Consider the following 25,708-nt stretch of genomic DNA (forward strand, 5'->3'; position numbering starts at 1 on the left):
CCCCGCCGTCACGGCCCCCGCGGGATGGTCGGGAGCCGGCGGCGCGGGCCCCGGTCCGGGCGGCGCCCCGGCGGGCTGGGCCGGTCCCGGGGCCGTCAACGGAGGGTTCGGCGAGCTGGCGGGGTTCACGCCCGCGGAGGCGACGGGGACGCCGGACGCGGCGACGTTCGGCGACGGGGTCGCGGTGCGCCTTCCCGACGGCACGGTGGTGATGGCGCCGAATGCGGTGGCCGCCAGCGCCGTTCGGCACGCGCTGACCCAGCTCGGGGTGCCCTACCAGTGGGGCGGGACGACACCAGGGGTCGGTCTGGACTGCAGCGGGCTGACCCAGTGGGCGTACCGCGAAGCGGGACTGAGTCTTCCGCGGCTGGCCCAGGAGCAGGACCTCGGCGCGGCAGTGGGCGCCGGCTCGCTGCTTCCCGGCGACCTCGCGGTGTGGGACGGCCACGTCGCGATGATCGTCGGCGACGGCACGATGATCGAGGCCGGTGACCCGGTGAAGCTGTCGCCGATCAGAACGGCCAACGCGGGTCAGGGGTTCCAGGGCTTCTGGCGGCCGACGGCATGATGGGCGCCAGCATCCGGGTGGTGGCGTCGAACAGCGACCGGATGGACTGCTCCTTGACCGCTTCGAGCATGCGGACGAACATGCGGTGGCCCTCGCGGTGGTACTCCACGACGGGGTCAGCTCCGGCCAGCGCACGCATCCCGATGCCCGCGGCGAGATAGTCCATTTCGTAGAGATGCGCGCGCCACTTGGAATCGAGACAGTCCAGCAGAATTGCCCGCTCGAGTTCACGCATCACACGCAGGCCCGACCGCGCTTCGATCGCGGCCTTGCGCCGGACCAGCGCGCGCCGGGCATCCGCGATCACCTCATGACGCAACACGCTGCGGGTCAGCCCCCTCATGTGCGGCCGCGGATCCGGTTGCCAGACAACCGGATACAGCGTGCTCAAAGCGGCTCGCAAGGTCTCCAGATCCCAGTCCGCGGTGCGGCGCCCGGCAGTGCACTCGTTGACGTAGGCGGTGACGACGTCGCCGATCATGTGGAAGATCTGGTGCTGCATGTCCTCGCCCTCGAGAAGACGTGAGCGGGCCTGATAGACGATGCGGCGCTGTTGATCCAACACCTGGCCGTACTTGACGACGCTTCTGCGCATGTCGAAGTTCGCCTGCTCGACCTGGCTCTGGGCGTTGCGGATCGCCCGGCTCACCACCTTCGCCTCGATCGGTTCCCTCTCGGGCATCTTCAGCCGCGACATCAGCTTCTCCAGATCAAATGTGGCGGACCGCCGCATCAGCTCGTCACAAAGCGAAACGTAGAACCTGGTCTCGCCGGGGTCACCCTGGCGCCCGGACCGTCCGCGCAACTGGTTGTCGATGCGGCGCGACTCGTGGCGCTCGGTACCCAGAACATAGAGCCCGCCCAGGGCTACGACTTCCCTTGCCTCCGTCCTACTTTCGGCCGCGACCTCGCGCCGCACCCCGCCCCAGGCGGCGTCGTACTCCTCGGGGCTTCTCGTCGGATGAAGCCCCCGGGAACGAAGCCGCTTGTCGGTGAGGAAGTCGACGTTGCCGCCCAGCATGATGTCGGTGCCGCGACCGGCCATGTCGGTTGCGACGGTGACGGCGCCGCGCCGCCCGCCCTCGGCGACGATCGCCGCCTCCTGCTCGAGATGCTTTGCGTTGAGCACCGTATGCGGGACGCGCCGTTCGGTGAGCCGGCCGGACAGGTACTCCGACTTCTCCACACTGGTGGTGCCGATCAGCACGGGCTGCCCCGCGGCGTGCCGCCCGACGACATCCTCGACCACCGCGTCGAACTTGGCCGATTCGGTCTTGTAGACGACGTCCACCTCGTCGCGGCGCACCACAGGCCTGTTGGGCGGGATGGTGATGACACCGAGCCGGTAGATGTCGCGGAACTCCGACGCCTCGGACCGCGCCGTGCCGGTCATACCGGCGAGCCTGACGTAGAGCCGGAAGTAGTTCTGCAGCGTGATCGTGGCCAGCGTCTGGTTCTCCGGTTTGACCTCCACACCTTCCTTCGCCTCGATGGCCTGATGCAGGCCCTCGTTGTAGCGGCGGCCGACCAAAACCCGGCCGGTGAACTCGTCGACGATCAGGACCTCGCCGTCATCGTTGACGATGTACTCCCTGTCGCGGTGGAACAGTTCCTTCGCCCGCACCGCATTGTTGAGATGCCCGACCAGCGGCGCGTGGACCACCTGATAGAGGTTGTCGACGCCCAGCTGATCCTCGACCAGGGCGATGCCTGCCTCGCTGACACCGATCGTGCGCCTGCGCGTGTCGACCTCGTAGTGCACGTCCCGCGTCATCAGCGCGGCCAGCCGCGCGAATTCTTCGTACCAGCGGGTCGCGTCGTCGGCAGGTCCGGAAATGATCATCGGCGTGCGCGCCTCGTCGATGAGAATCGAGTCGACCTCGTCGACGATGGCGTAACAGTGCCCACGCTGCACCCGGTCTTCGAGCCGACCCGCCATGTTGTCGCGCAGATAGTCGAAGCCGAACTCGTTGTTGGTGCCGTAGGTGATGTCCGCGGCGTAGGCGGCGCGTCGCTCGTCGGGTTTCATCTCCGACAGGATCACCCCGACGGTCAGCCCCAGGAATCGATGCACCCGGCCCATCTGTTCGGCGTCACGTCCGGCCAGGTAGTCGTTGACGGTGACGATGTGCACGCCCTTGCCGCCGATCGCGTTCAGGTACGCCGGCATCACACAGGCCAGGGTCTTGCCTTCGCCGGTCATCATCTCGGCGATGTTGCCGAAATGCAGGGCGGCCCCGCCCATCACCTGCACGTGGTACGGGCGCAGGCCGAGCACCCGCCAGGCGGCTTCGCGCGCCACCGCGAAACCCTCGGGCAGTAATTCGTCGAGGACGCCCCCGTCGGCGATCCGCTTCCTGAAAACGTCTGTCCTGGAACTCAGTTCGGCATCGGTGAGATTCTCGACTCCGCGCGCCAGGCTGTCGACATAGTCGGCAATTGCGCTCAGCTGCTTGACAGTACGGGCTTCTCCGAGGCGGAGAACATCAGCCAGCACGGCCGATGCCTCTGGCCCGGCCGTTCCGCGCGCTCATCCCCTCAGCGTGACACCAACGTGCCCGGCACGGACGGCATTGCGAGAGGACGTCACAAAAGGCCCGCTTTGTCGGGACGTAAGCCCCTACTGCATGGGCACACGCCGAGATTGACTGCAGAGACAGCCGGGTCTTTGTTCCATCTGGCTGGGCAGGGAGATCTGAATGAGCACCGACCCACCGGCCGAAGCACCGTCGCAGCAGCCGACCTGGCGACTGGAGTACGCCGAGCCTGGGATGTTGGTGTACTCGATACCGGGCGTCGAGCTGCCGAAGCTCCCACTGGTGCGGAGCGGAGGGTGGGTGCCCGGCGGCGCACCCAGCGCAGAGGGTCTCCCGGATAAGCACTCCGCCCTGCATTACGCCCGGTACATCGGCCGTGTCGGTGTGCTGGCCGCGGCTTTGGGCTTGGGCGCCGTGATCGCCGGCACCCCGGGCATCGCGCGCGCCGAACCCGAGGCGGACTCCACCACCTCGTCGTCGACGGATTCGGACGCTTCCGAAGCTTCCGAGGCCGTCGCCACCGACCAGGAAGCCTCCGAGACGGAGGAAGCCTCGGAGAGTGAGGACGCCCTCGAGAGCGACACCGGCGAGACCGCCACTGAGGACGACGCTGAGGCTGAGGCTGAGGCCGACGCAGAAGCAGAAGCGGACGCGGACGCCGAGGCAGAAGCGGAGGCAGAGGCAGAGGCCGAGGCAGAAGGCGGGACCGCGGACGAGGACGAGACCGCGCGTGCGTCCGGCGATGCCGTGGAACAGCCAACCGCCACAACGGAATACACCGGCGGGGCCACCACCGAGCCGGCCATGCTGATCCCGGCGCCGCCGGAAGACCAGCCCCCCACCGACACCGAAGTCACGACCGGTTCGCCGGCGGTGAGTGCGGAGACCGACACCACCGCGCCCGCCGAGCCGACGCCCCAACCGGTCCCGACGGGTGCCGTCAGACAAGCACTCGACACCGTGCTCGCCCCGTTGGCGGCACCGGAGAGCCCGGCCGTCCAAGACGCCGAAACCCCGGTGTTGTGGACCGTTTTCGCGTGGACCCGGCGCACGTTCTTCAACGCCACCCCCGTCGTGCGTTACGACGACACCACGACCTCGCAGCTGCAGAACACCATCACCGGACGCGTCACGGCGACCGACTCCGACACCCCGACCCTGACCCTGACGGCGTCGGCGCCCGCCAACGGCGGCACCGTCCTGCTGCGCCCCGACGGCACCTTCACCTACACCGTGCCGACGACCTTGTACGCAGGCGGCACCGACACCTTCACCGTCACCGCCAGCGACGCCGACGGCCCCGCCCACATCCACGGCCTGACGGGCCTACTCCACCTCGTCAGCCTCGGACTCGTCGGCCACTCCGGTCACTCGGCCACCGCCACCGTCACGTTGGACGTCGCCGCGGTGACCGCCCCGATCCTGGGCACACCCGCCTACCAGCTGGACACGGTCGAACACGGCACCGGCGCGGTGCCCGGCGCGCTGCACGTCACGGGGCCCGAGGGCCTGACCTACACCCTCACCGGCGGCCCGGCCGAAGGTGAGGTGACGCTCGACGCCCGCACCGGGGCGTTCGTCTACACGCCGACATCCGTCGCCCGCCACCAGGCCTCCGCCGAGGACGCCACGCCCGACGACCTCGCCGACACCTTCACCATCACCGTCACCGACAACCTCGGCGGGACGATCAGCGTGCCGGTCGCCGTGTCGATCGATCCGTCCAACCAGTCGCCGACCGTGACGCTGGTCGTCTCGGTCCCCGACAGCGACGGCACGGTCCACGTTTCCGTCGCCGTCGCCGATCCCGACAGCGACGCGACCACCTACTTCGTCGTCCACGACCCGGCCTACGGAACCGTGACCGCAACCCCCGACGGCTACGACTACACCCCTACCGCCGAGGCCGTCAGAATCGGCGTCCGCGCCGACACCCTCACCGTCACCGCATCGGACCTCCATCACGGCAGCGACACCGAAACCGTCACTGTCCCAATCGGTTCAGACGATGCCACACCCGCCGCACCCGCCGGACTGCTCGCCGCCACCGCCTACAGCTCCACCGACATCCAGCTGCCCGCGGCCGCCACGGTGATCACGCTGCGCGGTCGCAACTATCTCGGATCGCTGAGCCCCGACCGGATGGACGACCATTTCGGCGGCATGTTCGCCGAAGATCCCTACACGATGGTGAAACTGACCTACCCGGACAGCGAGGACAGCGACGCGATCAGCGACGCCGTCGCGATGCTCGACGCCCAGCTGATGTCCACGCCCGGCGACATCATCGTCATGGGTCATTCGTTCGGCGCCCAGGTCTGCTCGCGGTGGTTGCGCGTCTACGCGCGTGACCCGGTCAGGAGAGCGATGGCCGACCGCCTCACGTTCGTGCTGACCGGTAACCCGCTGCGCTCGGACAACGGGAAGGTCGTCGGCATGCTCGAGATCGACGCCTGGATCGGCCTGCCGACACCGACGACCACGCCGTGGCAGATCATCGACGTCGCCCGCCGCTGGGACGGTTGGGCGGACTGGCCCGACGATTCGAGCAATGCCACCGCCGCCCGCAACGCCCGGGCAGGCCAGAACTACCTGCACCCGAACTACGACGACGTCGACCTGTACGACCCGCAGAACACCGTGTGGCGCAACGGCAACACCACCTATGTGCTGACCCACGAGGACGATCTGCCGATGTTTCGGTACTGGTGGGGCGTGCCGTCGGACTTCGAAAGCGTGGTGCGCGCAGAGGTCGAGTCCGCCTACAACCGCCCGTCCGCCGACATCCCGGTTCCGGTCCGGCCGGTCCAGAGCTGGTGGTGGCAGATGGTGCTGCGGTGGTTGGAGATCGAAAACCCAGCCTGATCCGTGCCTGCGTCAGGGCGTTGGCCGCGACGCCAGGACACGCAGCGCCAGCACCCCCAGGGCGACCACGGAGAACACCGGCGTGGCGAAGAGCAGGATCGCCCAGGCCAGTCCGACGCCCGCGCCGCTCAACGCCTTCACCAACGTGAAGATCGCGACCAGCCAGCTGACCCCGCCGGCCACCACCGTCACCACCAGTGCGACGGTGAACGCGCGTCCGAGTCCGTAGTGCCGGTAACCGGTCGCGGTCAGCAGCGCCGCGACCGGCACGATCATCATCGCCGCGGCGAGCCAGGGCCGGTCAACCCCCACCCGCATCGCCGGAAGGAGCAGGCCCGCCGCCAGCACCGCCGCGCCGATGATGCCGGCCACCGTCGTGGCCCGGTCATTCGCCATACCCGGATTCTGCCGAAGTCGATCCGGCCGTGATGCAGGTTGCGCCAACACGGACCGGGCGGGGCCGAAACACCCTTGTCGGACACCCGAGGCGGGCAGACTCTCGAATGGACATGAGAATGGACCTGCAGTCGCGCCGGGCCGGCGTCCGATGACGCCGCCCGCGGTGCTGCGTCTGCGGCGGGCCTTCCGGCACACGCCCAGACTGGTCGACATCTTCGGCGAGCAGGCGTTGTTCTACGGCCAGTCTCTGGCCTCGCTCCCCCTGGCGGTCAGGCTCTATCGGAGGGAGACGGCCCGGCTGATCGCCGAGATGGCCTTCGGCGCCGGTGGTCTCCTGGTCATCGGCGGAACCCTCGGGGTGACCGTGTTCCTGACCCTGGCCTCGGGCGGGGTCATCGCCGTTCAGGGCTACGCGTCCCTCGGCGACATCGGCATCGAAGCTCTGACAGGGTTTCTCTCGGCGTTCCTCAACGTCCGCATCGTGGCCCCGGTGATCGCCGGCATCGCCCTGGCCGCCACCATCGGTGCAGGCAGCACAGCGCAGCTGGGTGCGATGCGGATCGCCGAGGAGATCGACGCGCTCGAGGTGATGGCGGTGCGGTCGATGGCGTATCTGGTGGCCACCAGGATGATCGCCGGTGTCATCGTGATCGTGCCGCTGTACTCGCTGGCGATCCTGACCTCGTTCTTCTCGGCGCGATTCACCACGGTCTACCTCAGCGGGCAGTCGCGCGGACTCTACGACCACTACTTCAACACGTTCCTGATCCCGACGGATCTGCTGTGGTCGTTCCTGCAGGCCATCGCGATGTCGATCGCGGTGATGCTGGTGCACACCTACTACGGCTACAACGCCAAGGGCGGACCGGTCGGGGTGGGCGTCGCGACCGGCGACGCGGTCCGCACGTCGTTGATCGTCGTCGTCGTGATCACCCTGCTCATCTCTCTCGCCGTATACGGCTCCTCCGGCGGTTTCACCCTTTCCGGATAGCGGCCCGGCTCAGGCGTAGAGCTCGGCGATGGTGTCGGCGAAGTTCTTCACGATCACGTTGCGCTTGGCCTTCAGGCTGGGCGTGAGATCGCCTGCGGCAATGGACAATTCACGGTCCAGGAGGGCGAACCGCTTGACCTGCTCCCAACGGTTGAGCTGCTCGTTGAGCTCATCGACGTACCCGGCGATCAGCTCCCGCGTCGCGTCGTGCCGAGCGAGCTCGGCGTACGACAGGTTCTCCAGACCGTTCTTGGCGGCCCAGTCGGTGATCGCCTCGCCGTCCAGGCTCACCAGCGCCACGCAGTAGGGCCGTTCCTCGCCGTACACGATGATCTCGCTGACGTACGGGCAGACGGCCTTGAACGCCGCCGCGACCGCCGACGGGGCCACGTACTTGCCCTGCGACGTCTTGAACAGGTCCTTCTTCCGGTCGGTGATGCGCAGGAACCCGTCGTCGTCGATCTCGCCGATATCCCCGGTGTAGAACCAGCCGTCGGCGTCCAGCGCCCTGGCGGTCGCCTCCGGCAGGTCGTGATAGGCGGTCATCACGCCCGGGCTGCGCAGCAGGATCTCCCCGTCGGCGGCGATCTTGACCTCGGTGCCCGGGAACGGGATCCCGACAGTCCCGAACCGGTAGGCGCCGGGGCGGTTGATGAACGACGCGGCCGCCGTCTCGGTCAGTCCGTAGCCCTCGAGCACGATGATGCCGATCGCGTCGAACCACCTGGCGATGTCACGGTTCAGGGGCGCGGCGGCGGAGACGAAGAAGCGCAGCCGACCGCCGAAGCGTTCCCGGATGGTGGACAACACCAGCCTGTCGGCGATCGCGTGCTGAAGCGCCAGCAGCCGTGACGGTGTCGCCCCGCCCTCCCTGGCCCGGGAAACCTCGATCCCGACGTTCACCGCCCAGTCGAAGAGGCGCTTCTTGAGGCCCCCCTCGTCGGCGACCACGGCCTGGATTCGGGCATGTGCCTTCTCGAAGATCCGTGGGGCGGCGGCCATGAACGTCGGACGTACGGCCGCGAGGTTGTCGACGATCCTGTCGACCCGGCCGTCGATCGCCGTCGGAAAGCCGACCAGCAATGGCAGCGCGAGCATCACCTTGCCGAACGCGTGCGCCAGCGGCAGCCACAGGAAGTTCAGGTCGTCGGCGCGCAGGATGCCCAGGGAGTCGATGGCCGCCGCGGTGTAGGTCCACGCGCGGTGCGGCAGCCGCACTCCCTTGGGCCGGCCGGTGGTCCCGGAGGTGTAGATGATGCTGGCCAGGTGGTCGGGGCGAATGCCCTCGATGCGCTGCTCGACGATGTCGGGCGAGGTAGCGAGCAGTTGCGCCCCGAGTTCCTCGAGCTGGTCAAGCGTGATCACGAACTCACCGTCACCGTCCCCGTCGATGATCACGATCTTCTCCAGGTCGGGCAGCTCACTGCGGTGCTCGAGCAGCTTGTCGACCTGGGTCTGGTCTTCGGCGATGACGATGCGGCTGCCGGAGTTGGCGACGATGAACGCGACGTCGCGGGCGTTGGTCGTCGGATACAGGGTGGTGGTGGCGGCCCCGGCGCACAGCACCGAGAAGTCGGCCAGCACCCATTCGTAGCGGGTCGACGACGCCAGCGCGACACGGTCCTCGGGGGCGACGCCCAGCGCGATCAACCCGGCGGCGATGAGACGGACGCGGTCACCGACCTGCTGCCAGGTGACGCTGCGCCAACTCCCGTCGTCGGGGAATCGGAACGCTTCGGCCGCCGGGGTGGCGGCGACGCGGTCGCGGAACAACCGGGCGACGGATGGCGCCTGGTCGTGAACAGTGCTGTCGGTTGCAGTCGGGCTCACCACCCGATCAAGGGTAGGCGCGCCGGGCTTCAATTCGTCGGGAATCGCGACCTTGGTTTCTCACCGGTTCGGGTCAGGGCCCGGACACTGGTCGAGTGGGTGGTAGGGCGCTCGGGATCGGTCATTAGGCTGTGCCGCATGGCTGCTGACATCGTGCCCATCGGGCTCACGCTGACCAAGGGCGACGTGTACACGTTGTGGGCGCCGCGGTGGCGCGCCGACGGCGACGAGTGGGAGGCCTTCCTCGGCAAGGACGAGGACCTCTACGTGCTCGAATCCGTCGCTGACCTGGCGGCCTTTGTCCGCACCAACAACGACAACGACCTCGCCGACCACCCGGCGTGGCAGAAGCTGACCGAGGCCAACGCCCACCGGCTCGCCCCTTCCGAGGCGAACACCCACGACCTGGTGGTGCTGGAGGAGCTGCTGGCACGCAAGCCCACAGAGGACAGCGTGCGTGCGCTGCACGGCGCGCTGGCGGTGGTGTCGTCGATGGGCTCGGTATGCGAGTTGCCCGCGGTCACCAAGTTCTTCAACGGCCACCCGGTTCTCGGGGCCGTCGGCGGCGGCGTCGAGGCGTTCGCCGGCCGCGCGGGCCGCAAGCGGTGGGCCGAGATCGAGAAAATCGTCGCCAAGGGCTGGGACAACGTGATCGCGGCGCTCGACGAGGTCATCACGATCCCCGACGTCGACAGCGTGGCGGCCGAGAAGGCCCAGGCCGAACTCGACGAACCCGCCCCAGAGCCCGACGAGGACCTGGTGATCGATGACGTGGTGGACACCGAGGAGGAGGCCGACGAGCTCGCGGTCGAAGCCGAAACCAAGGTGCTGGGCAGCGACAAGGACTTCTGGGCGCGGGTCGGCATCGACCCGGTGCGGATCATGACCAGCGGCGGCACGTACTTCACGCTGCGCTGCTACCTCGACGACCAGCCCATCTTCCTCGGCCGCAACGGCCGCATCAGCGTGTTCACCTCCGAGCGGGCGTTGGCGCGCTACCTGGCCGACGAGCACGACCACGACCTGTCCGGCCTGGCCACCTACGACGACATCCGCACGGCGGCCACGGACGGCTCGCTGCGCATCGACGTCACCGACGACAACGTCTACGTGCTGACCGGCATCGTCGACGACCTGGCCGAGGGACCCGACGCGCTCGACCACGACCAGCTCGAACTCGCCGTCGAACTGCTGCGCGACATCGGCGACTACTCCGAGGACACCGGCGTGGAGGCCAAGCTCGCCCCGGACACCGCGCTGGGCCGGGTGATCGCCCACGTGCTGGACCCGAAGGCCGTCAAGCGTCCCGGTGCACCATACGCCGATGCGGTCGCCCAGTGGGAGTCAGTGGAATCGTTCGTGGAGTCCCGCCTGCGCCAGGAGTGATTTCGGTGTAGTTGGTCACGCCGGCGTTGACCAACTACACCGAAATCGCTAACCGACGAGCACGGCGTAGCGGGGTTTGATCACCTCGTCGATGATCGCCAGCCGTTCGTCGAACGCGATGAACGCCGACTTCATCGCGTTGATCGTGAACCGCTCCAGGTCGCTCCAGCCGTAGCCGAACGCCTCGACCAGCCGCAGCATCTCCATGCTCATCGAGGTGTCGCTCATCAACCGGTTGTCGGTGTTGACCGTGACCCGGAACCGCAGCCGGGCCAGCCGATCGAACGGGTGCTCGGCGATGCTGGCGACCGCACCGGTCTGCACGTTGGAGCTCGGGCACATCTCGAACGGAATCCGCTTGTCCCGCAACAGCGATGCCAGCCTGCCGAGCTTGGCGTTGCCGTCGGCGTCGATCTCGATGTCGTCGACGATGCGCACACCGTGACCCAACCGGTCGGCGCCGCAGAACGCGATCGCCTCGTGGATCGACGGCAGGCCGAACGCCTCGCCGGCGTGAATGGTGAAGCGCGCGTTGTTGCTTCGCATGTACTCGAACGCGTCGAGGTGCCGGCTCGGCGGATAGCCGGCCTCCGCGCCCGCGATGTCGAAGCCGACGACTCCCTTGTCCCGGAACCGGATCGCGAGCTCGGCGATCTCACGTGACCGGGCCGCGTGGCGCATCGCGGTCACCAGGCAGCGCACCGTGATCGCGCGGCCGTCGGCGGCGGCCGCCTTCTCGCCGTCGGCGAAACCGGCCAGCACCGCGTCGACCACCGCGTCCAGCGACAGACCGCCGTCGATGTGCAGCTCCGGGGCGAACCGGACCTCGGCGTAGACGACGTTGTCGGCGGCGAGGTCCTCGACGCACTCGCGGGCCACCCGGTGCAGCGCGTCCGGGTTCTGCATGACGCCGACGGTGTGGGCGAACGGCTCCAGGTACCGCACCAGCGATCCGCTGTGCGCTGCCGTCCGGAAGAACGTCGCGAGTCCGTCGGCGTCGTGGGCGGGCAGGTCCTCGTATCCGTACTGTTCGGCCAGCTCGAGCACCGTCGACGGCCGCAGGCCGCCGTCGAGATGGTCGTGCAGCAGCGCCTTGGGTGCGCGCCGGATGTTGTCGAACGTCAGCGGTGTCGTCACGAGAACCTCCTACCCGGTGATCCGATCGATGATCAGTGGACGCCTGCCCGGCGGCTCGTCGCCGACGCTCCATGCCCCGTCGAGTTCGGACACCGCGCCGGCAAGCCGTTCCGGGGTGTCGGTGTAGAGGGTGAACAGCGGCTCGCCGGCCGCGACGGGCTCACCCGGCCTGCGGTGGATGCGCATCCCGGCGCCGAACTGCACCTGCTCACCCGGCGCCGAGCGGCCCGCTCCGAGCCGCCACACCGCCAGTCCCACCGCCATCGCGTCGATGTCCCCCATCGTGCCACCGCGCGGGGCGCTCACGGTCTCGGAATGCGCACCCAGCGGCAAGGCCGCGTCCGGGTCCCCGCCCTGCGCGGCGACCAGAGCCCGGAACCGGTCCATCGCCGTCCCGTCGCGCAACGTCTCGGCCGGGTCGACGCCGTCCAGGCCCGCGGCGTCGCACATCTCCCGCGCCAGCGCCAGCGTGAGCTCGACGACGTCGTCGGGGCCGCCGCCGGCGAGCACCTCGAGCGATTCGGCGACCTCGACGGCGTTGCCGACCGTGCGTCCCAGCGGGGTGTTCATGTCGGTCAGCAGGGCCCGGGTGCGCACGCCGTGCGCGGTGCCCAGCTCGACCATGGTGCGGGCCAATTCCCGGGATTCCGCTTCGGTCTTGAGGAAGGCGCCGGAGCCGACCTTGGTGTCGAGCACCAGCGCGCGGGTGCCCTCGGCGATCTTCTTGCTCATCACCGAGCTCGCGATCAGCGGCAGCGATTCCGTGGTGGCGGTCACGTCGCGCAGCGCGTAGATCTTGCGGTCCGCGGGCGCCAGCTCGCCGGCCGCGAAGATCGCGGCGCCGAGCTCGCAGAGTTGTTGGCGGATCTGGGTTTTGGAGATCTCGGCGGTGAATCCGGGGATCGACTCCAATTTGTCCAGGGTGCCGCCGGTGTGGCCGAGTCCGCGTCCGGCCGCCTGCGGAACCGCTCCGCCGCAGGCCATCACGACGGGCACCAGCGGGATGGTGATCTTGTCGCCGACCCCTCCGGTGGAATGCTTGTCAACCAGGGCCAGCGGCTTTCCGTCACGACGAAGATCCGAGAAGTCCAGGCGCTCCCCCGAGTCGACCATCGCGGCGGTCCACCGGGCGATCTCGCCGTTGGTCATGCCGCGCAGAAAGATCGCCATCAGCAGCGCCGACATCTGCGCCTCGGCGACGCGGCCGTGGGTGTAGGCGTCGATCACCCAGTCGATCGCGTCGTCGGAGAGGACTCCGCCGTCACGTTTGGTCCGGATGATCGACGGCATGTCGAATGTGAACTGGGTCACGGTGTTTCCTCCGTCGGCAGCCGGTTTCGGGCCAGATCGGCGGGACCGAACGCGTCGGGCAACAGCTCACCGAGCGGGCGCGGTCCGAGCGGGTGGTCGATCAACATCTCCGGCCCCCCGTGCTCCAGCAGCAGCTGCCGACAGCGCCCGCACGGCATCAGAACCTCGCCGTCGGGGCCCACACAGGACAGCGCCAGCAGCCGTCCGCCGCCGCCGGAATGTAGGGCGCAAACCACTGCACACTCGGCACAGAGACCTAGGCCATATGAGACATTTTCCACATTGCATCCGGCCACCATCCGGTGATCGTCGACAAGGGCGGCCGCCCCGACCCGAAACCGCGAGTACGGCGCGTAAGCATGCACGGATGCGTCGATTGCCTTGCGACGCAACATTTTCCAATCGATTTCAGTGGTCATGCCGAGCCACCCGCGGTAGATCTGAATCCATTCCGAACACCCCGTCCCGTGACCCGAAGTCCCAGATAGGTGACCCTAACTTCTAGCCTGGAACCAGGGCATACCGCCTCACGCTAGTTCGTTCCACACTACGTAGGGGATTAGAGTCGCCCCGAGGTTTGGGGCTCCGGGTTAGCAGGACCGAGCTTCGAGCGTCCACCGATGGCGTTGGAGGGTCACATGAGTACGGCGACACCAGCCGATACCGACATACCGGCACCGCGATCAGAGCCGTCGCGCCGCCGCACTATTTACCGTGGTGACCCAGGCATGTGGTCCTGGGTGCTCCATCGCATCTCCGGTGCGACCATCTTCTTCTTCCTGTTCGTGCACGTGCTCGACACCGCACTGGTGCGCGTCAGCCCGCAGGCCTACAACGAGGTCATCGAGACCTACAAGACCCCGATCGTCGGGCTCATGGAGATCGGCCTCGTCGCCGCGGTGCTCTATCACGCGCTCAACGGCATCCGGATCATCCTCATCGATTTCTGGTCCGAGGGTCCACGGCACCAACGCAAGATGCTCTGGGTGATCGCCGGCGTGTTCATCGCGGTGTTCATCGCCGCGCTGGGCGTCATCGGCATGCACATGGCGGAGAGGTTCTTGTGAGTTCAGGAAAGAAGATGGCCGAGAACCCCTACGACCACATCAGCGACCGCGGCGGGCCCGCTCCCGTCATGCAGCGCAGCTACGACCGGCCCGCAGGGCTGGACAACCCGCGATCGCCCCGGCGGGCCGGCGGGATGCCGAACTTCGAGAAGTACGCCTGGCTGTTCATGCGCTTCTCGGGCATCGTCCTCGTCTTTCTCGCGCTCGGGCACCTGTTCATCATGTTGATGTGGGAGAACGGCGTGTACCGCATCGACTTCAACTACGTCGCCGAGCGCTGGTCCTCGCCGTTCTGGCAGACCTGGGACCTGCTGCTGTTGTGGCTGGCCCAGCTGCACGGCGGTAACGGGATGCGCACGATCATCGCCGACTACAGCCGCAAGGACTCGACGAAGTTCTGGCTCAACACCTTGCTGGCACTGTCGATGGCGTTCACGCTGGTCCTGGGGACCTACGTGCTGCTGACGTTCGACGCGACGATTTCCTGACTGGAGAGGCCGAGTGATCCAGAAATGATCATTGAACACCGCTACGACGTCGTGATCGTCGGCGCAGGTGGCGCCGGAATGCGCGCGGCCGTGGAGGCAGGTCCGCGGGCACGGACCGCGGTGCTGACCAAGCTCTACCCGACGCGCTCGCACACCGGCGCCGCGCAGGGCGGCATGTGCGCCGCGTTGGCCAACGTCGAGGAAGACAACTGGGAGTGGCACACCTTCGACACCGTCAAGGGCGGTGACTACCTGGCCGACCAGGACGCCGTCGAGATCATGGCCAAGGAGGCCATCGACGCGGTGCTCGATCTGGAGAAGATGGGGATGCCGTTCAACCGCACCCCCGAGGGCCGCATCGACCAGCGCCGCTTCGGCGGGCACACCCGCGACCACGGCAAGGCCCCGGTGCGCCGGGCCTGCTACGCCGCCGACCGAACCGGTCACATGATCCTGCAGACGCTGTACCAAAACTGCGTCAAGCACGACGTCGAGTTCTTCAACGAGTTCTACGCCCTCGACATCACGCTGACCGAGACGGCGTCGGGTCCGGTGGCCACCGGCGTCGTCGCGTATGAACTGGCGACGGGCGACATCCACGTCTTCCACGCCAAGGCGATCGTGTTCGCCACCGGCGGGTCGGGCCGGATGTACAAGACCACGTCGAATGCGCACACGCTGACCGGCGACGGGCTGGGCATCATCTTCCGCAAGGGACTTCCCTTGGAGGACATGGAGTTCCACCAGTTCCACCCGACGGGCCTGGCCGGCCTGGGCATCCTGATCTCCGAGGCCGTGCGCGGCGAGGGCGGCCGGCTGCTCAACGGCGAGGGCGAACGCTTCATGGAGCGCTACGCACCGACCATCGTCGACCTGGCGCCGCGCGACATCGTCGCCCGCTCAATGGTTCTCGAGGTGCTCGAAGGTCGCGGCGCCGGCCCCAACAAGGACTACGTCTACATCGACGTGCGCCACCTCGGCGAGGACGTGCTGGAAGCCAAGCTGCCCGACATCACCGAGTTCGCCCGCACCTACCTGGGCGTGGACCCGGTCAAGGAACTCGTGCCCGTCTACCCGACGTGCCACTACGTGATGGGCGGAATCCCGACCACGGTCAACGGCCAGGTGCTCGCGGACAACACGACCATCATCCCCGGCCTGTACGCCGCGGGTGAGTGCGCGTGCGTGTCGGTGCACGGCGCCAACCGGCTGGGCACCAACTCGCTGCTGGACATCAACGTGTTCGGCCGCCGCGCGGGCATCGCCGCCGCGAATTACGCACTGGGACATGACTTCGTGGACCTGCCGGAGAACCCAGCCGAGATGGTGGTCGGCTGGGTCGGCGACATCCTCTCCGAGCACGGCAACGAGCGCGTCGCCGACATCCGCGGGGCGCTCCAGCAGTCGATGGACAACAACGCCGCGGTGTTCCGCACCGAGGAGACGCTCAAGCAGGCGCTCACCGACATCCATGCGCTCAAGGAGCGGTACTCGCGAATCACGGTGCAGGACAAGGGCAAGCGCTACAACAGCGACCTTCTGGAGGCCATCGAGCTGGGCTTCCTGCTGGAGCTCGCCGAGGTCACCGTGGTGGGCGCGTTGAACCGCAAGGAATCCCGCGGCGGGCACGCCCGTGAGGACTACCCCAACCGCGACGACACCAACTACATGCGTCACACCATGGCGTACAAGGAGGGCACCGACCTGCTCAGCGACATCCGGTTGGACTACAAGCCCGTCGTTCAGACGCGGTACGAGCCGATGGAACGGAAGTACTGACGCCGATGAGCCGCTTGCGCGAAGAGAGACAACAGATGAGCCGCTTGCGCGAAGAGAGAAGGCCATGAGCGCACCGACACTGGAAAAGGCCGAGCTTCCCCCCGTGCCCGAGGGCGCGGTGATGGTGACACTGAAGATCGCCCGGTTCAACCCCGAGTCGCCGGATGACGCAGGCTGGCAGAGCTTTCGGGTGCCGTGCCTGCCGTCGGACCGTCTGCTCAACCTGCTGCACTACGTGAAGTGGTACCTGGACGGAACTTTGACGTTCCGCCGGTCCTGCGCGCACGGCGTGTGCGGGTCGGATGCGATGCGCATCAACGGGGTGAACCGGCTGGCGTGCAAGGTGCTGATGCGCGACATGCTGCCCAAGAACCCGAAGAAGCAGCTCACCATCACGATCGAGCCGATCCGCGGCCTGCCGGTGGAGAAGGACCTCGTCGTCGACATGGAGCCGTTCTTCGACGCATTCCGCGCGATCAAGCCGTACCTGATCACGTCGGGCAATCAGCCGACGCGCGAACGGATTCAGAGCCAGACCGACCGGGCCCGCTACGACGACACCACCAAGTGCATCCTGTGTGCGTGCTGCACCACCAGCTGCCCGGTGTACTGGAACGAGGGTTCGTACTTCGGCCCCGCGGCGATCGTCAACGCACACCGCTTCATCTTCGATTCGCGTGACGAGGGTGCCGCCGAGCGGCTCGACATTCTCAACGACGTCGACGGGGTGTGGCGCTGCCGCACCACGTTCAACTGCACCGAGGCCTGCCCGCGTGGCATCCAGGTGACCAAGGCGATCCAAGAGGTCAAGCGCGCACTGATGTTCGCGCGCTAGTTCTTTCGTGATTTCGGCGTGCGGGGTCGCGCTTAGCGCGACCGTTCACGCCGAGATCGCCACGGCCTCGACCACCTCCGCGCCGCGGCGAACCCCTCCGGTCGCGGCGAACCCCTCCGCCACCGCGGCCGCGCCATCGGACATCGTCATCGCCGACTGCACCGCGGCCCGCAGCCGCGGCGCGCTGAGCCGGCGCGCCGGCAGCCGCACCCCGCATCGCGCCACCTCGATGCGCCGCGCCACCTCGAACTGGTCGCGGCCGAAAGGCACTGCGCAGACCGGTATTCCACGGTCGAGCGCCTTCTGCGTGACCCCCATGCCACCGTGGGTGACCACGCACACCGCACGGTCGAGCACCAGCGAGTGCGGCACGAACCGGGCCAACGTGACGTTGCCGCGACGACGCACCACCCCGTCCCCCTCGGCGGGCAGGCTCGCCACCACATGCACCGGGTCACCGGCGAACGCGTCCATCGCGGCGGCCACCAGGGCCCGGTCGGCCTGACCCACCGACGACGTCGTGACCAGCACGACGGGATCGTCGATGTCGTCGAGCCAGGCCGGCTGCCGCGCCGGCGGATCGAAGATCGCGGGCCCGATCAGGTACCCGATCGCCCCAGTCGGTGCGCGGGTACTCGAACGGCTTGCCGGTGGCCACCAGCATGCGCGGGGCGCGACGCAACAGCTCGTCGGCCGAATGCACCTCGGCCAGCCCCAGCCAGGGACGCGGCTGCGCCTCGGCGGCCGACATCGCGCCCCAGCAGTTCGCGTCGACGACGATCACGTCGGGATCGACCTCGGCCACGGCGTCGGTGAAGTCGTCGACCTCGTGTACCGCCCGTTCGGTGAGGACCCGCACCGTCTGCCGCGCCGACCGCAGCACGCCGCGGGTGGTCTCCTGGCTCTGCAGCATCTCGATGCGCGGGTCGACCGGGGCGGCCTTGAACCCCTCACCCAGGCACACGTCGACCCCGGACGCCATGGTGCGGACATGGATCTCGTGGCCGCGGCCGGCCATCTCGGTCAGCAGCGCGCAGAACGGGAACAGGTGACCGTTGACGTCCTCCCCGCGGCTGAAGCCGGGGGATTCCAACCCGTTCATGCTGCGGGTGCAGCGGTAGTGGGTGGGAGCAGTAATTCCTCGCGGGTTCCTGCTGGTTCCTGCTTCGGTGACCGCGTCCGGCCCGCGGGCCGGGGTTGGTCTTCACAGGCGATGACCGCAAGCCCTGCGGCCAGTATGTTTTTGGCGGCGTTGACATCCGCATGCTCGGCGGGACGCGGACATGCAGTGCACCGGAATACCGCTTGGCTCTCGCGGGATTTCGGGTCCACATGCCCACACGCAGAGCAGCGTTGCGATGTGTAGGCCGCCGGCACGCTCACGACGACGGTCCCGGTGTAGCGGGCCGCCGAGGACAGTGCTAACGCGAACTGATGCCACCCCTTACCGAGGATGGCGCGGTTGAGCCCGGACTTCGCCGCCACATTGCGGCCGGGCTGTTCCAGTGTTCCTTTCGCCGATTTGGTCATGTGTTTTGTCTTGAGGTCTTCGATCACCACCACGGCATTGGCGGTCGCGAGTTGGTGAGCGGTCTGGGCGCAGAAATCTGCGCGGCGGCGCCGCTCACGCGTCCCAATGGCGGCCAACTGGGCGCGGGCCTTGTCCCGATTGCGGCTTCGCTGGGCGCACCGGGATAGCCGCCGCTGCAACACTGTTACGCGGCGGCGCTCCCCCTCCGTGCTGAACGGCCGGTCGATCAGCTCGCCGCGGCTGGTCGCAACCGCCACCGCGACACCGCGGTCCACCCCGACCGCCTCGCCTGCCACCTGATGGGTCTCGGGGGTCCGGCGGCCGTCGTCGACCAACACCGACAAATACCAGTGTCGCCCATCCCGGGTCAGGGTCACCGAGCGAATGACCTCACCGGCCAGATCGCGTGACGCCCGAAACTTCACCCAACCCAGCTTGGGCAGCTTGATCCGCGCGTGCCGCCCGTTGAGCTTGTCCACGACCATCTTGGAGCCCTCGGGAAACCGAAACGACGGCGACCATCGCCGACCCGAACGCCACCGCACCCTCCACGTCCCGTGCTCACGGCACGCCCGATCCAAGTCCATCAACGTCTGCTGCAAACAATGCCCCGGAACATCTTTCAACCACGCGTGCTCGGTCTTGGCCTCGGCCAGCTCGCGGGCCTGGGGCTGATAATTCATCCACGCCCCACGACGGCGATACTCGCGGCGCTGCTCCAAACCGGTGTTCCACACCGCCCGGCACGCCGCACCGATCCGCTCGGCATACTCGGCCTGCTCACCAGTGAACTCGACTCGAAACCGACGCCCCGTCAACACCGGTTCAACGGTCCTTCTGCGTCTCGACGTAGCGTTTGATCACCGACAACGGCGCACCACCGACCGTGGCCACGAAATACGAGTTCGTCCACAACGACGGCAGACGCGATTTCAGCCACGGGAACTCCTCGCACAGCACCCGCGACGAGCGGCCCTTGATAGCTTTCACAAGCCTGTGCACCCCGAACTGCGGATCCACCTCCACCAGCAGATGCACGTGATCCGGCATGGTCTCCAACTCGATCAACCATGACCCCTTCTCGTCGACCACCTCGCAGATGATCTCCTTCAGGCGTGTCTCCATGCGGCCACCGATCACTTTCCGGCGGTACTTCGGGCACCACACCACGTGATACGCGCACTGAAACGCGATATTCGCGTTCGTCCGCAACGTAACACCCACACCCGACAACATCAGACACCCACTCGCTATCTAATGCCGCGGCACACCACAACATCCCCGCGCAGTGGTCTGGTCACCATCCGACCCAACTCGACACGCACACCCCCAAGGCAAAAGCCCGGGATCCGCCATCGCGCGCCCCGACCGATCCGAGCCGGCGCCGGCACCGAATCACAGGTATGCCCCAAACCGACACCGCCGAACTGGTGGTCCTGCTCGACGACGACGGCCGCACCATCGGTTCGGCCCCCAAGGCGCAGGTCCATCACACCTCCACCCCGCTGCACCTGGCGTTCTCCTGCTACCTGTTCGACGACGCGGGCCGCGTCCTGCTGACCCGCCGCGCGGTGCACAAACGCACTTTCCCCGGGATCTGGACCAACACCTGCTGCGGGCATCCCGCCCCTGGCGAAGCGCTGCAGGACGCCGTGACCCGCCGGGTTCGCGAGGAGCTCGGCGTCGGGATCACCGACCTGCGCTGTGTGCTGCCCGATTTCCGCTACCGCGCGGTCGCCGCCGACGGCGTGGTGGAGAACGAGGTGTGCCCGGTGTTCTGCGGCCGGGCCGTCGGCCAGGTGCACCCGGACCCGGACGAGGTCGCCGACCACGTGTGGGTGCCGTGGCAGCACATGCGGGCGGCCGCCGAGTTCGGCTGGGCGATCAGCCCGTGGGCCGCCGAGCAGGTTCCGTTGCTGGATGCGGCTGGGATCGGACACCGGGGCTAGGACCTCTGCTCGAAGAGCCGTTCGGCGTAGGCGAGGTCGTCACGCCACAGCCTGCCCGCGGCATGACGCATCAGGGGCCGGATCAGCGGGGCCGCCACCAGGCCTGCGCCGAAGTGCGGCCGGTCGGAATGGGCGATCACCGCCTCGATCACCGCGGTGCGCGGCCTGCCGTCGACACCGGGTCCCATCGGGGTGGCGTGCGTTTCGACGACGCTTCCGCGGCCCTCGCCCTCGACGATGTGCATGACCACCGTCCGCGGGCCGGGCGTGGTGAACTCGGCGATGACGGGCACGCCCAGCCTGCCGATGTGGAACGTCACCTCGACGACGAACCGGTCGAGATCCTGCGCGAGGCCGTCCTCGGCCGGCGGCGCGCTGAGCACCCGCAGCCGGGAGAACGAGTACGGGTGAAACCACGCGCCGTGCCACGGATCGAGCCGGTTGGCGACGATGTCGCGCGGCTCGCAGACCCCCTCCATCCGGGTGACCGCGGCCAGCGCCGGTTCGCCGGGCCGCAGCGGGATGACGGGCTGCTCGGTGGGCGCCGAGCCGCCCGTGTCGAGATCGTCGAGCCGCACCCAGCACAGCACGCCGTCGTCGTGGGCCGGGTAGGGCTTCCAGGCGCCGTGCCGGCGCTCGCCGAGCCGCAGCCCGTGCCACGGGCACACCAGCGTGCCGCAGTCCACCGGCGCGGTCGCCAGGTCGGCGCCCAGGTGCGGGCACGCGCGGGGCGCCACCAGCAGGGCGCCGTCGCTGCCCCGCCAGGCCACCAGTTCCCTGCCTGCCACCGAGGTCCCGAACGCCTTCGTGGTGATGTCCGCGCTGGCCGCGATGACGAACCAGTTGCCGCCGGGGCGTCCCAGCGTGCGCTGCAACGCCGTATCGATCACCGCCGGGTTGGCGTCCTGATAGGTGGGCGGCTGCGCCGACCACGAGGCGGCGGGAAGGAACTCGAACGGCCATGCCTTGGCGGCCCTGGCGCGTAACCCCGACAGCACGCTCACCGGACACCCCCGGCCGAGGTGGCCAGCCGACGCAACACCGCCGACCGGCCGCGGTTGGGGACGGTGTGCAACGTGTGGCCGGCCAGCCCGAAGCCGGTGAGCAGCTCGTTGGCCGCGGTCCAGCCGGTGGTGGCTGCGCGTTCCATCAGAGCCACCGGCAGGTCGATGCGGATGCCGTCGCCGGCGAGCTTCAGCCGCGGATCCGGGGTGGACACGGTGGGCCGGTCGGCGAAATCGCCCGGGGCGAACCGGGGACAGTCGTCGCGGCGCAGCAGCCGTTCGGCCACGATCGATGCCGTCGCGGTCTCGGGATACAGCTCGTGCATCCGCGCGATCAGCCTGTCGCGCACGTCGACGTCCTCGTCACGGACCGAGTAGGCGTGCAGTTCCACCACCGAACCGCCTGTGCGGGAGCACCATTGGGCGGCCTCGCGCTCGTAGCGCTCCAGGACGCTGATGTTGTCCAGCGGATCCCGCCCCCCGGTGCCGACGAACGCGGCGCGATCGTGTCGCACCGGCCGGTCCAGCCACAGCCGCAGCACGACGAACGGCGGCGCGGTGCCGATCGCCGCGACCCGCTCGCGCCACGACGGATCTCCCAGACCCGGCGATGCCGCGACCACACGCCGCAGCGAACCGGGGTCGGTGGCCAGCACCGCGGCGTCGGCCGACCACACCTGAGCGCGCGAACCGGTGACCGTCACCTCGTCGGCGACCGTGACCGAATCGACCTCGGCGCCGGTGTGGAACACCACACCGCGTCCTTCCAGATAACGTCGCAGCGGATTCCACAGGGCCACATCGAAGTTGGCGTTCGCAACGTCGAAGATCAACCCTTCGCTGGAGCCCAGGAAGTAGATGTGGAACATGGTGACCAGCTCACCGGCCGACAGCGTCTCCGGTCTCGCGAAGAAGCTGCGCGCGAACACCTCGAAGGCCAGGTGCCGGGCCGCCTCGGGAAAGTTGATGTCGCGCAGGAACGTTTCGGCGTCGCGGCCGTCGAGCAGGTCGTAGGTCTCGGGCACCGACACCGCGGCCAGCGGTGCGGCGGCCTTGGCGTCGAGCCGGACGAGGTCCCGCAGCCGGAAGGTGGGGCTGCGCAACGCGAATGCCAGCGCGTTCAGCGGCGGCGTCTGCGGCAAACCGCGGAAGGTGTCGCGGCGCCCGGCACCGTCGATCAGCGGGTAGTCCTCGACCGGGGTGAGCGCCGACAGCCCGGGGTCGCTGCGCCGCAGCAGGGCCCGCAGGTTGTAGTACTGGCGGAAGAACGCGTGGAAGCCGCGGTTCATCGCCACCGGGGTGCCGTCGGCCAGGGTGTCCGACCAGCCGCCGACCCGGCCACCGAGGTAGTCGTGCTTCTCGATCACCTCGACGGCGACCCCGCGTTCGGCCAGCCCGGTGGCCGCGGCCAGCCCCGCGATGCCGCCACCGACAACCACCACACGGGGCCGCTTCCCGTCCGCCGAGCGACGCCCCGGCGGCGCCGGCCAGGTCTGGCGGTGGCGATCGAAGCCGTTGAGGCTCAAGCGTTCTCCTCCTTCAGATGGGTACGCTCCGACCGATCCATTTTTACGCTCCCCTGGATCGCATCCGCTGTCCCCATGCCTTACCTATGCCCGCTGCGGCGACGACCAATCGTCGCGGTTTCCCCACCGTCGCACGCCGGCCGAAGATCTCGAAGTCGATCGCCTCGATACGCGACAGGATGTCGGAGTACAGCGTCAGCGCCGCCGCCACGCAGGGCCGCGACTGCGGCACCAGCACGGCGATCCCGGGTCGGGCCTGCTGGTACACCTGGCGGGTGATCGCGTGCTGTTCGGCCAGCGCGGCACGCACCCGGGGCTCGATGCGGCCGTTGGCCTGGCACCAGGTCAGCAGTTCGCGGTCGACACCGTGGGCGGCGAGTTCGTCGGCGGGCAGGTAGACGCGCCCGCGGGTCAGATCCTCGTCCACGTCTCGCAGGAAGTTGGTCAGCTGGAACGCCTTGCCCAGCGCCGCCGCATAGGGCGCGGCCTCCTCGCGCGGGCCGACTGTGCCGAGCACCGGCAGCATCTGCAGCCCGATCACCTCGGCCGAGCCGTACATGTAGCGCTCCAGCGCCTGCCGGTCCGGATAGTCCGTCACGGTCAGATCCATCCGCATCGACGCCAGGAAGTCGTCGAACAGATCCCAGCCGATGTCGTAGGTGCGCGCGGTGTGCACCACCGCGGTCAGGATCGGATCGCCCTCACAGGACTCCTTGTCCACCAGGCAGTGGAAGAGCCGGGTGGACAGCTGCTGGAGCCTCTCGGCCCGCTGGTCGACGGTCGCCGTGTCGGCGAGGTCGTCGAGGATGTCGTCGGCGAAGCGCGCGAAGCCGTACAGCGCGTGCACCGCGGGCCGTTGCCTGGGCGCCAGCAGCCGGGTGGCCAGGTAGAACGTCTTGCCGTGTTGGGCGTTGATGGTCCGGCACTGCCGGTAGGCGTCACGCAGCTCCGGATCCCGCACCCCTGCCGCGTCGAGCTCGATCTTGATCATCAGCGGTGGACCTCCGAGGGACGAGGACGGACAGGGATGCCGGTGATCCGGTCGGCGGCCAGCCGACCGGACAGGATCGCGGTCGGAACGCCGACCCCGGGGACCGTGGACGAACCGGCCAGCACCACGTTGTCGATGCCGCGCACGGTGTTGGCCGGCCGGAACGGCCCGGTCTGGGCGAAGGTGTGCGCCAACGCGAACGGCGTGCCCGACGCCATCCCCTGGCGCCGCCAGTCGGCCGGTGTCACGACGTGCAACAGCTCGGCGTCCTCGGCCACCCCGGGCATCCGGCTGCGCACCGCGGACAACATCTGCTCCACATACCCCGAACCGGCGGCATCCCAATCCAGGGTGCCGACGTCGGTGTTGGGCGCCGGAGCCAGCACGTAGAGCAGGTCACGCCCGGCCGGCGCCAGCGTCGGGTCAGTCGCCGTCGGCCGGGTCACCAGCAGCGACGGGTCACCCATCACCCGGCCGTCGTCGATGATGTCGCGGAACGTCTGCGTCCACGCGTCACCGAACAGGATCGTGTGGTGACCGGCGTCATCGGCGTCGGGGCCGACCGCCCGGCACCCGACGTGCGCGACCACCGCCGACGGCGCAGGACGCAGCCGCAGCGGCCGCACCGGTGTGCGGCCGATCAGCCGGTACGTGTCGGGCAGCTCGGTGGTCAGCACCACCGAGTCCGCCCGCACCCGGCCGCCGTCCACGGTGCGCACCGCCGTGACCCGGGATCCGATGAACTCGAGATCGGAAACCGTTGCATTGTAAACAAATTCGACACCGGCCCGGGAGGCGGCGGCGGCCATCGCATCGGGTAGCGCGCGCATGCCGCCGCGCGGGAAGTACACCCCCGCGACGGTGTCCATGTAGGCGATCACCGCGTACACGGCCAGCGCGCTCTGCGGCGGCACTCCGGCGTAGAGCGACTGGAACGTGAACACCCGCAGCAGCCGCTCGTCTTTCAGGAAGCGGCGCACCGCCGGTTCCCAGCGGCGGAAGCCGCCGAGTGCGACCAGACGCGCCAGCGACGGCGTCAGCAGCGACAGCGGCGAGTCGAAGTTGTTCGCGATGAACCCGTCGAACTCGGTGCGGTACAGCTTGGTCAGCCACTCCCGCAGCCGCAGATAGCCGTCGGCCTCCCGGCGGCCGGCGAACCGTTCGATCTCGGACACCATCGCGTCGGCCTCGGTGTGCACCGCCAGCGCGCTGCCGTCGGCGAACTTCGCGTGGTAGGCCGGGTGTACCGGGTCCATCGGCAGGCGGTCCGCCAGGGACTCGCCGACCGCGGCGAACGCGTCGTCGATGATGTCCGGCATGGTCAGCACGGTCGGCCCGGTGTCGAGCCGGTAGCCGTTGACGTCGGCGCGACCGACCCGTCCGCCGGGATGGTCCCCCCGTTCCAGCACGGTGACCTGGCGGCCCCGGCCGGCCAGCTGCAGCGCCGCCGACAATCCGGACAGGCCCGCGCCGACCACGACGACGCGGTCGGTTTTTCCGCCCAGCGTGCGCAT

The 25,708-nt window shown here is 68.6% G+C and carries 23 protein-coding genes; 9 read left to right on the top strand and 14 right to left on the bottom strand.

Translation table 11 applies throughout. From position 1 onward, the window contains the following. A partial coding sequence (locus BN976_RS07920) for a C40 family peptidase (RefSeq protein ID WP_199558915.1) occupies positions 1 to 568 on the top strand: 568 nt, incomplete at its 5' end. On the opposite strand, the gene secA is transcribed toward BN976_RS07920, so the two are convergent. Then, on the bottom strand, positions 513 to 3,065 hold the full coding sequence (gene secA, locus BN976_RS07925) for a preprotein translocase subunit SecA (RefSeq protein WP_036369786.1): 2,553 nt from the start codon (positions 3,063 to 3,065) through the stop codon (positions 513 to 515). The two genes, BN976_RS07920 and secA, sit on opposite strands and share 56 nt — an antisense overlap. A gap of 202 nt (positions 3,066 to 3,267) precedes the next feature. Here secA and BN976_RS32025 point away from each other — a divergent pair, with 202 nt between their 5' ends. After that, positions 3,268 to 5,970, top strand: a complete 2,703-nt coding sequence (locus BN976_RS32025; protein WP_051558363.1) for a PE-PPE domain-containing protein — start codon at positions 3,268 to 3,270, stop codon at positions 5,968 to 5,970. Between the two features lie 12 nt (positions 5,971 to 5,982). Here the strand turns inward: BN976_RS32025 and BN976_RS07935 are convergent, their stop codons facing one another. After that, complete coding sequence (locus BN976_RS07935) at positions 5,983 to 6,366, bottom strand: hypothetical protein (protein WP_011778850.1); 384 nt, start codon at positions 6,364 to 6,366, stop codon at positions 5,983 to 5,985. Positions 6,367 to 6,517: 151 nt separating this feature from the next. Between BN976_RS07935 and BN976_RS07940 the strand changes: the two genes are divergently transcribed. Next, the gene (locus BN976_RS07940; protein WP_011778849.1) at positions 6,518 to 7,360 is read left to right on the top strand and encodes an MlaE family ABC transporter permease; all 843 of its coding nucleotides are present in this window, start codon (positions 6,518 to 6,520) and stop codon (positions 7,358 to 7,360) included. Between the two features lie 9 nt (positions 7,361 to 7,369). On the opposite strand, the gene BN976_RS07945 is transcribed toward BN976_RS07940, so the two are convergent. Then, entirely contained in the window at positions 7,370 to 9,193 is a 1,824-nt protein-coding gene (locus BN976_RS07945) for an AMP-dependent synthetase/ligase (RefSeq protein ID WP_036369788.1), read from the bottom strand. 135 nt (positions 9,194 to 9,328) lie between these two features. Between BN976_RS07945 and satS the strand changes: the two genes are divergently transcribed. Continuing rightward, on the top strand, positions 9,329 to 10,576 hold the full coding sequence (gene satS, locus BN976_RS07950) for a protein export chaperone SatS (RefSeq protein WP_036369790.1): 1,248 nt from the start codon (positions 9,329 to 9,331) through the stop codon (positions 10,574 to 10,576). Positions 10,577 to 10,624: 48 nt separating this feature from the next. Here the strand turns inward: satS and BN976_RS07955 are convergent, their stop codons facing one another. From BN976_RS07955 to BN976_RS07965, 3 genes are read right to left on the bottom strand one after another with little or no spacing between them, the layout of a single operon-like run. Further along, positions 10,625 to 11,713, bottom strand: a complete 1,089-nt coding sequence (locus tag BN976_RS07955) for an adenosine deaminase (protein ID WP_011778846.1) — start codon at positions 11,711 to 11,713, stop codon at positions 10,625 to 10,627. Between the two features lie 9 nt (positions 11,714 to 11,722). Beyond that, complete coding sequence (locus BN976_RS07960; protein WP_036369792.1) at positions 11,723 to 13,024, bottom strand: thymidine phosphorylase; 1,302 nt, start codon at positions 13,022 to 13,024, stop codon at positions 11,723 to 11,725. Further along, on the bottom strand, positions 13,021 to 13,443 hold the full coding sequence (locus BN976_RS07965; RefSeq protein ID WP_036369793.1) for a cytidine deaminase: 423 nt from the start codon (positions 13,441 to 13,443) through the stop codon (positions 13,021 to 13,023). The genes BN976_RS07960 and BN976_RS07965 overlap by 4 nt, the downstream gene beginning before the upstream one ends. 219 nt (positions 13,444 to 13,662) lie before the next feature. On the opposite strand from BN976_RS07965, the gene sdhC reads away from it, so the two are divergent. From sdhC to BN976_RS07985, 4 genes are all read left to right on the top strand, one after another. Next, complete coding sequence (gene sdhC / locus BN976_RS07970) at positions 13,663 to 14,091, top strand: succinate dehydrogenase, cytochrome b556 subunit (RefSeq protein WP_011778843.1); 429 nt, start codon at positions 13,663 to 13,665, stop codon at positions 14,089 to 14,091. Between the two features lie 14 nt (positions 14,092 to 14,105). Further along, a complete protein-coding gene (locus BN976_RS07975) occupies positions 14,106 to 14,579 on the top strand; it encodes a succinate dehydrogenase hydrophobic membrane anchor subunit (protein WP_036370427.1) in 474 nt (157 codons plus the stop codon). Positions 14,580 to 14,603: 24 nt separating this feature from the next. Next, entirely contained in the window at positions 14,604 to 16,358 is a 1,755-nt protein-coding gene (gene sdhA / locus BN976_RS07980) for a succinate dehydrogenase flavoprotein subunit (protein ID WP_036369795.1), read from the top strand. Positions 16,359 to 16,422: 64 nt separating this feature from the next. Then, on the top strand, positions 16,423 to 17,193 hold the full coding sequence (locus BN976_RS07985; protein ID WP_011778840.1) for a succinate dehydrogenase iron-sulfur subunit: 771 nt from the start codon (positions 16,423 to 16,425) through the stop codon (positions 17,191 to 17,193). A gap of 45 nt (positions 17,194 to 17,238) precedes the next feature. Here BN976_RS07985 and BN976_RS34675 read toward each other — a convergent pair whose 3' ends face one another. From BN976_RS34675 to tnpA, 4 genes are read right to left on the bottom strand one after another with little or no spacing between them, the layout of a single operon-like run. Then, a complete protein-coding gene (locus tag BN976_RS34675) occupies positions 17,239 to 17,724 on the bottom strand; it encodes a glycosyltransferase (RefSeq protein ID WP_235738247.1) in 486 nt (161 codons plus the stop codon). Further along, positions 17,648 to 18,295, bottom strand: a complete 648-nt coding sequence (locus BN976_RS34680) for a glycosyltransferase family protein (RefSeq protein ID WP_308212956.1) — start codon at positions 18,293 to 18,295, stop codon at positions 17,648 to 17,650. The genes BN976_RS34675 and BN976_RS34680 overlap by 77 nt, the downstream gene beginning before the upstream one ends. Then, positions 18,292 to 19,545, bottom strand: coding sequence for an RNA-guided endonuclease InsQ/TnpB family protein (locus BN976_RS07995; RefSeq protein WP_011778839.1), 1,254 nt, complete (start codon positions 19,543 to 19,545; stop codon positions 18,292 to 18,294). Before BN976_RS07995 ends, BN976_RS34680 begins: the two co-directional genes overlap by 4 nt. A gap of 4 nt (positions 19,546 to 19,549) precedes the next feature. Further along, positions 19,550 to 19,948: an IS200/IS605 family transposase gene (tnpA, locus tag BN976_RS08000; protein WP_083767236.1), complete on the bottom strand. Its 399-nt coding sequence runs from the start codon at positions 19,946 to 19,948 to the stop codon at positions 19,550 to 19,552. Between the two features lie 179 nt (positions 19,949 to 20,127). On the opposite strand from tnpA, the gene idi reads away from it, so the two are divergent. Continuing rightward, entirely contained in the window at positions 20,128 to 20,673 is a 546-nt protein-coding gene (idi, locus tag BN976_RS08005) for an isopentenyl-diphosphate Delta-isomerase (RefSeq protein ID WP_036369796.1), read from the top strand. Here the strand turns inward: idi and BN976_RS08010 are convergent. From BN976_RS08010 to crtI, 4 genes are read right to left on the bottom strand one after another with little or no spacing between them, the layout of a single operon-like run. Continuing rightward, positions 20,670 to 21,677: a DUF5914 domain-containing protein gene (locus tag BN976_RS08010; RefSeq protein WP_036369797.1), complete on the bottom strand. Its 1,008-nt coding sequence runs from the start codon at positions 21,675 to 21,677 to the stop codon at positions 20,670 to 20,672. The genes idi and BN976_RS08010 overlap by 4 nt on opposite strands. Beyond that, positions 21,674 to 23,203, bottom strand: coding sequence for an FAD-dependent oxidoreductase (locus BN976_RS08015; RefSeq protein WP_036369800.1), 1,530 nt, complete (start codon positions 23,201 to 23,203; stop codon positions 21,674 to 21,676). Before BN976_RS08015 ends, BN976_RS08010 begins: the two co-directional genes overlap by 4 nt. A gap of 43 nt (positions 23,204 to 23,246) precedes the next feature. Further along, positions 23,247 to 24,194 carry a phytoene/squalene synthase family protein gene (locus tag BN976_RS08020; protein ID WP_036369803.1) on the bottom strand — a complete coding sequence of 316 codons (948 nt, stop codon included), beginning with the start codon at positions 24,192 to 24,194 and terminating at the stop codon, positions 23,247 to 23,249. After that, positions 24,194 to 25,708, bottom strand: coding sequence for a phytoene desaturase family protein (crtI, locus tag BN976_RS08025; protein ID WP_036370428.1), 1,515 nt, complete (start codon positions 25,706 to 25,708; stop codon positions 24,194 to 24,196). Before crtI ends, BN976_RS08020 begins: the two co-directional genes overlap by 1 nt.

Source organism: Mycolicibacterium austroafricanum, from assembly GCF_000612725.1.
GTDB lineage: Bacteria > Actinomycetota > Actinomycetes > Mycobacteriales > Mycobacteriaceae > Mycobacterium > Mycobacterium austroafricanum.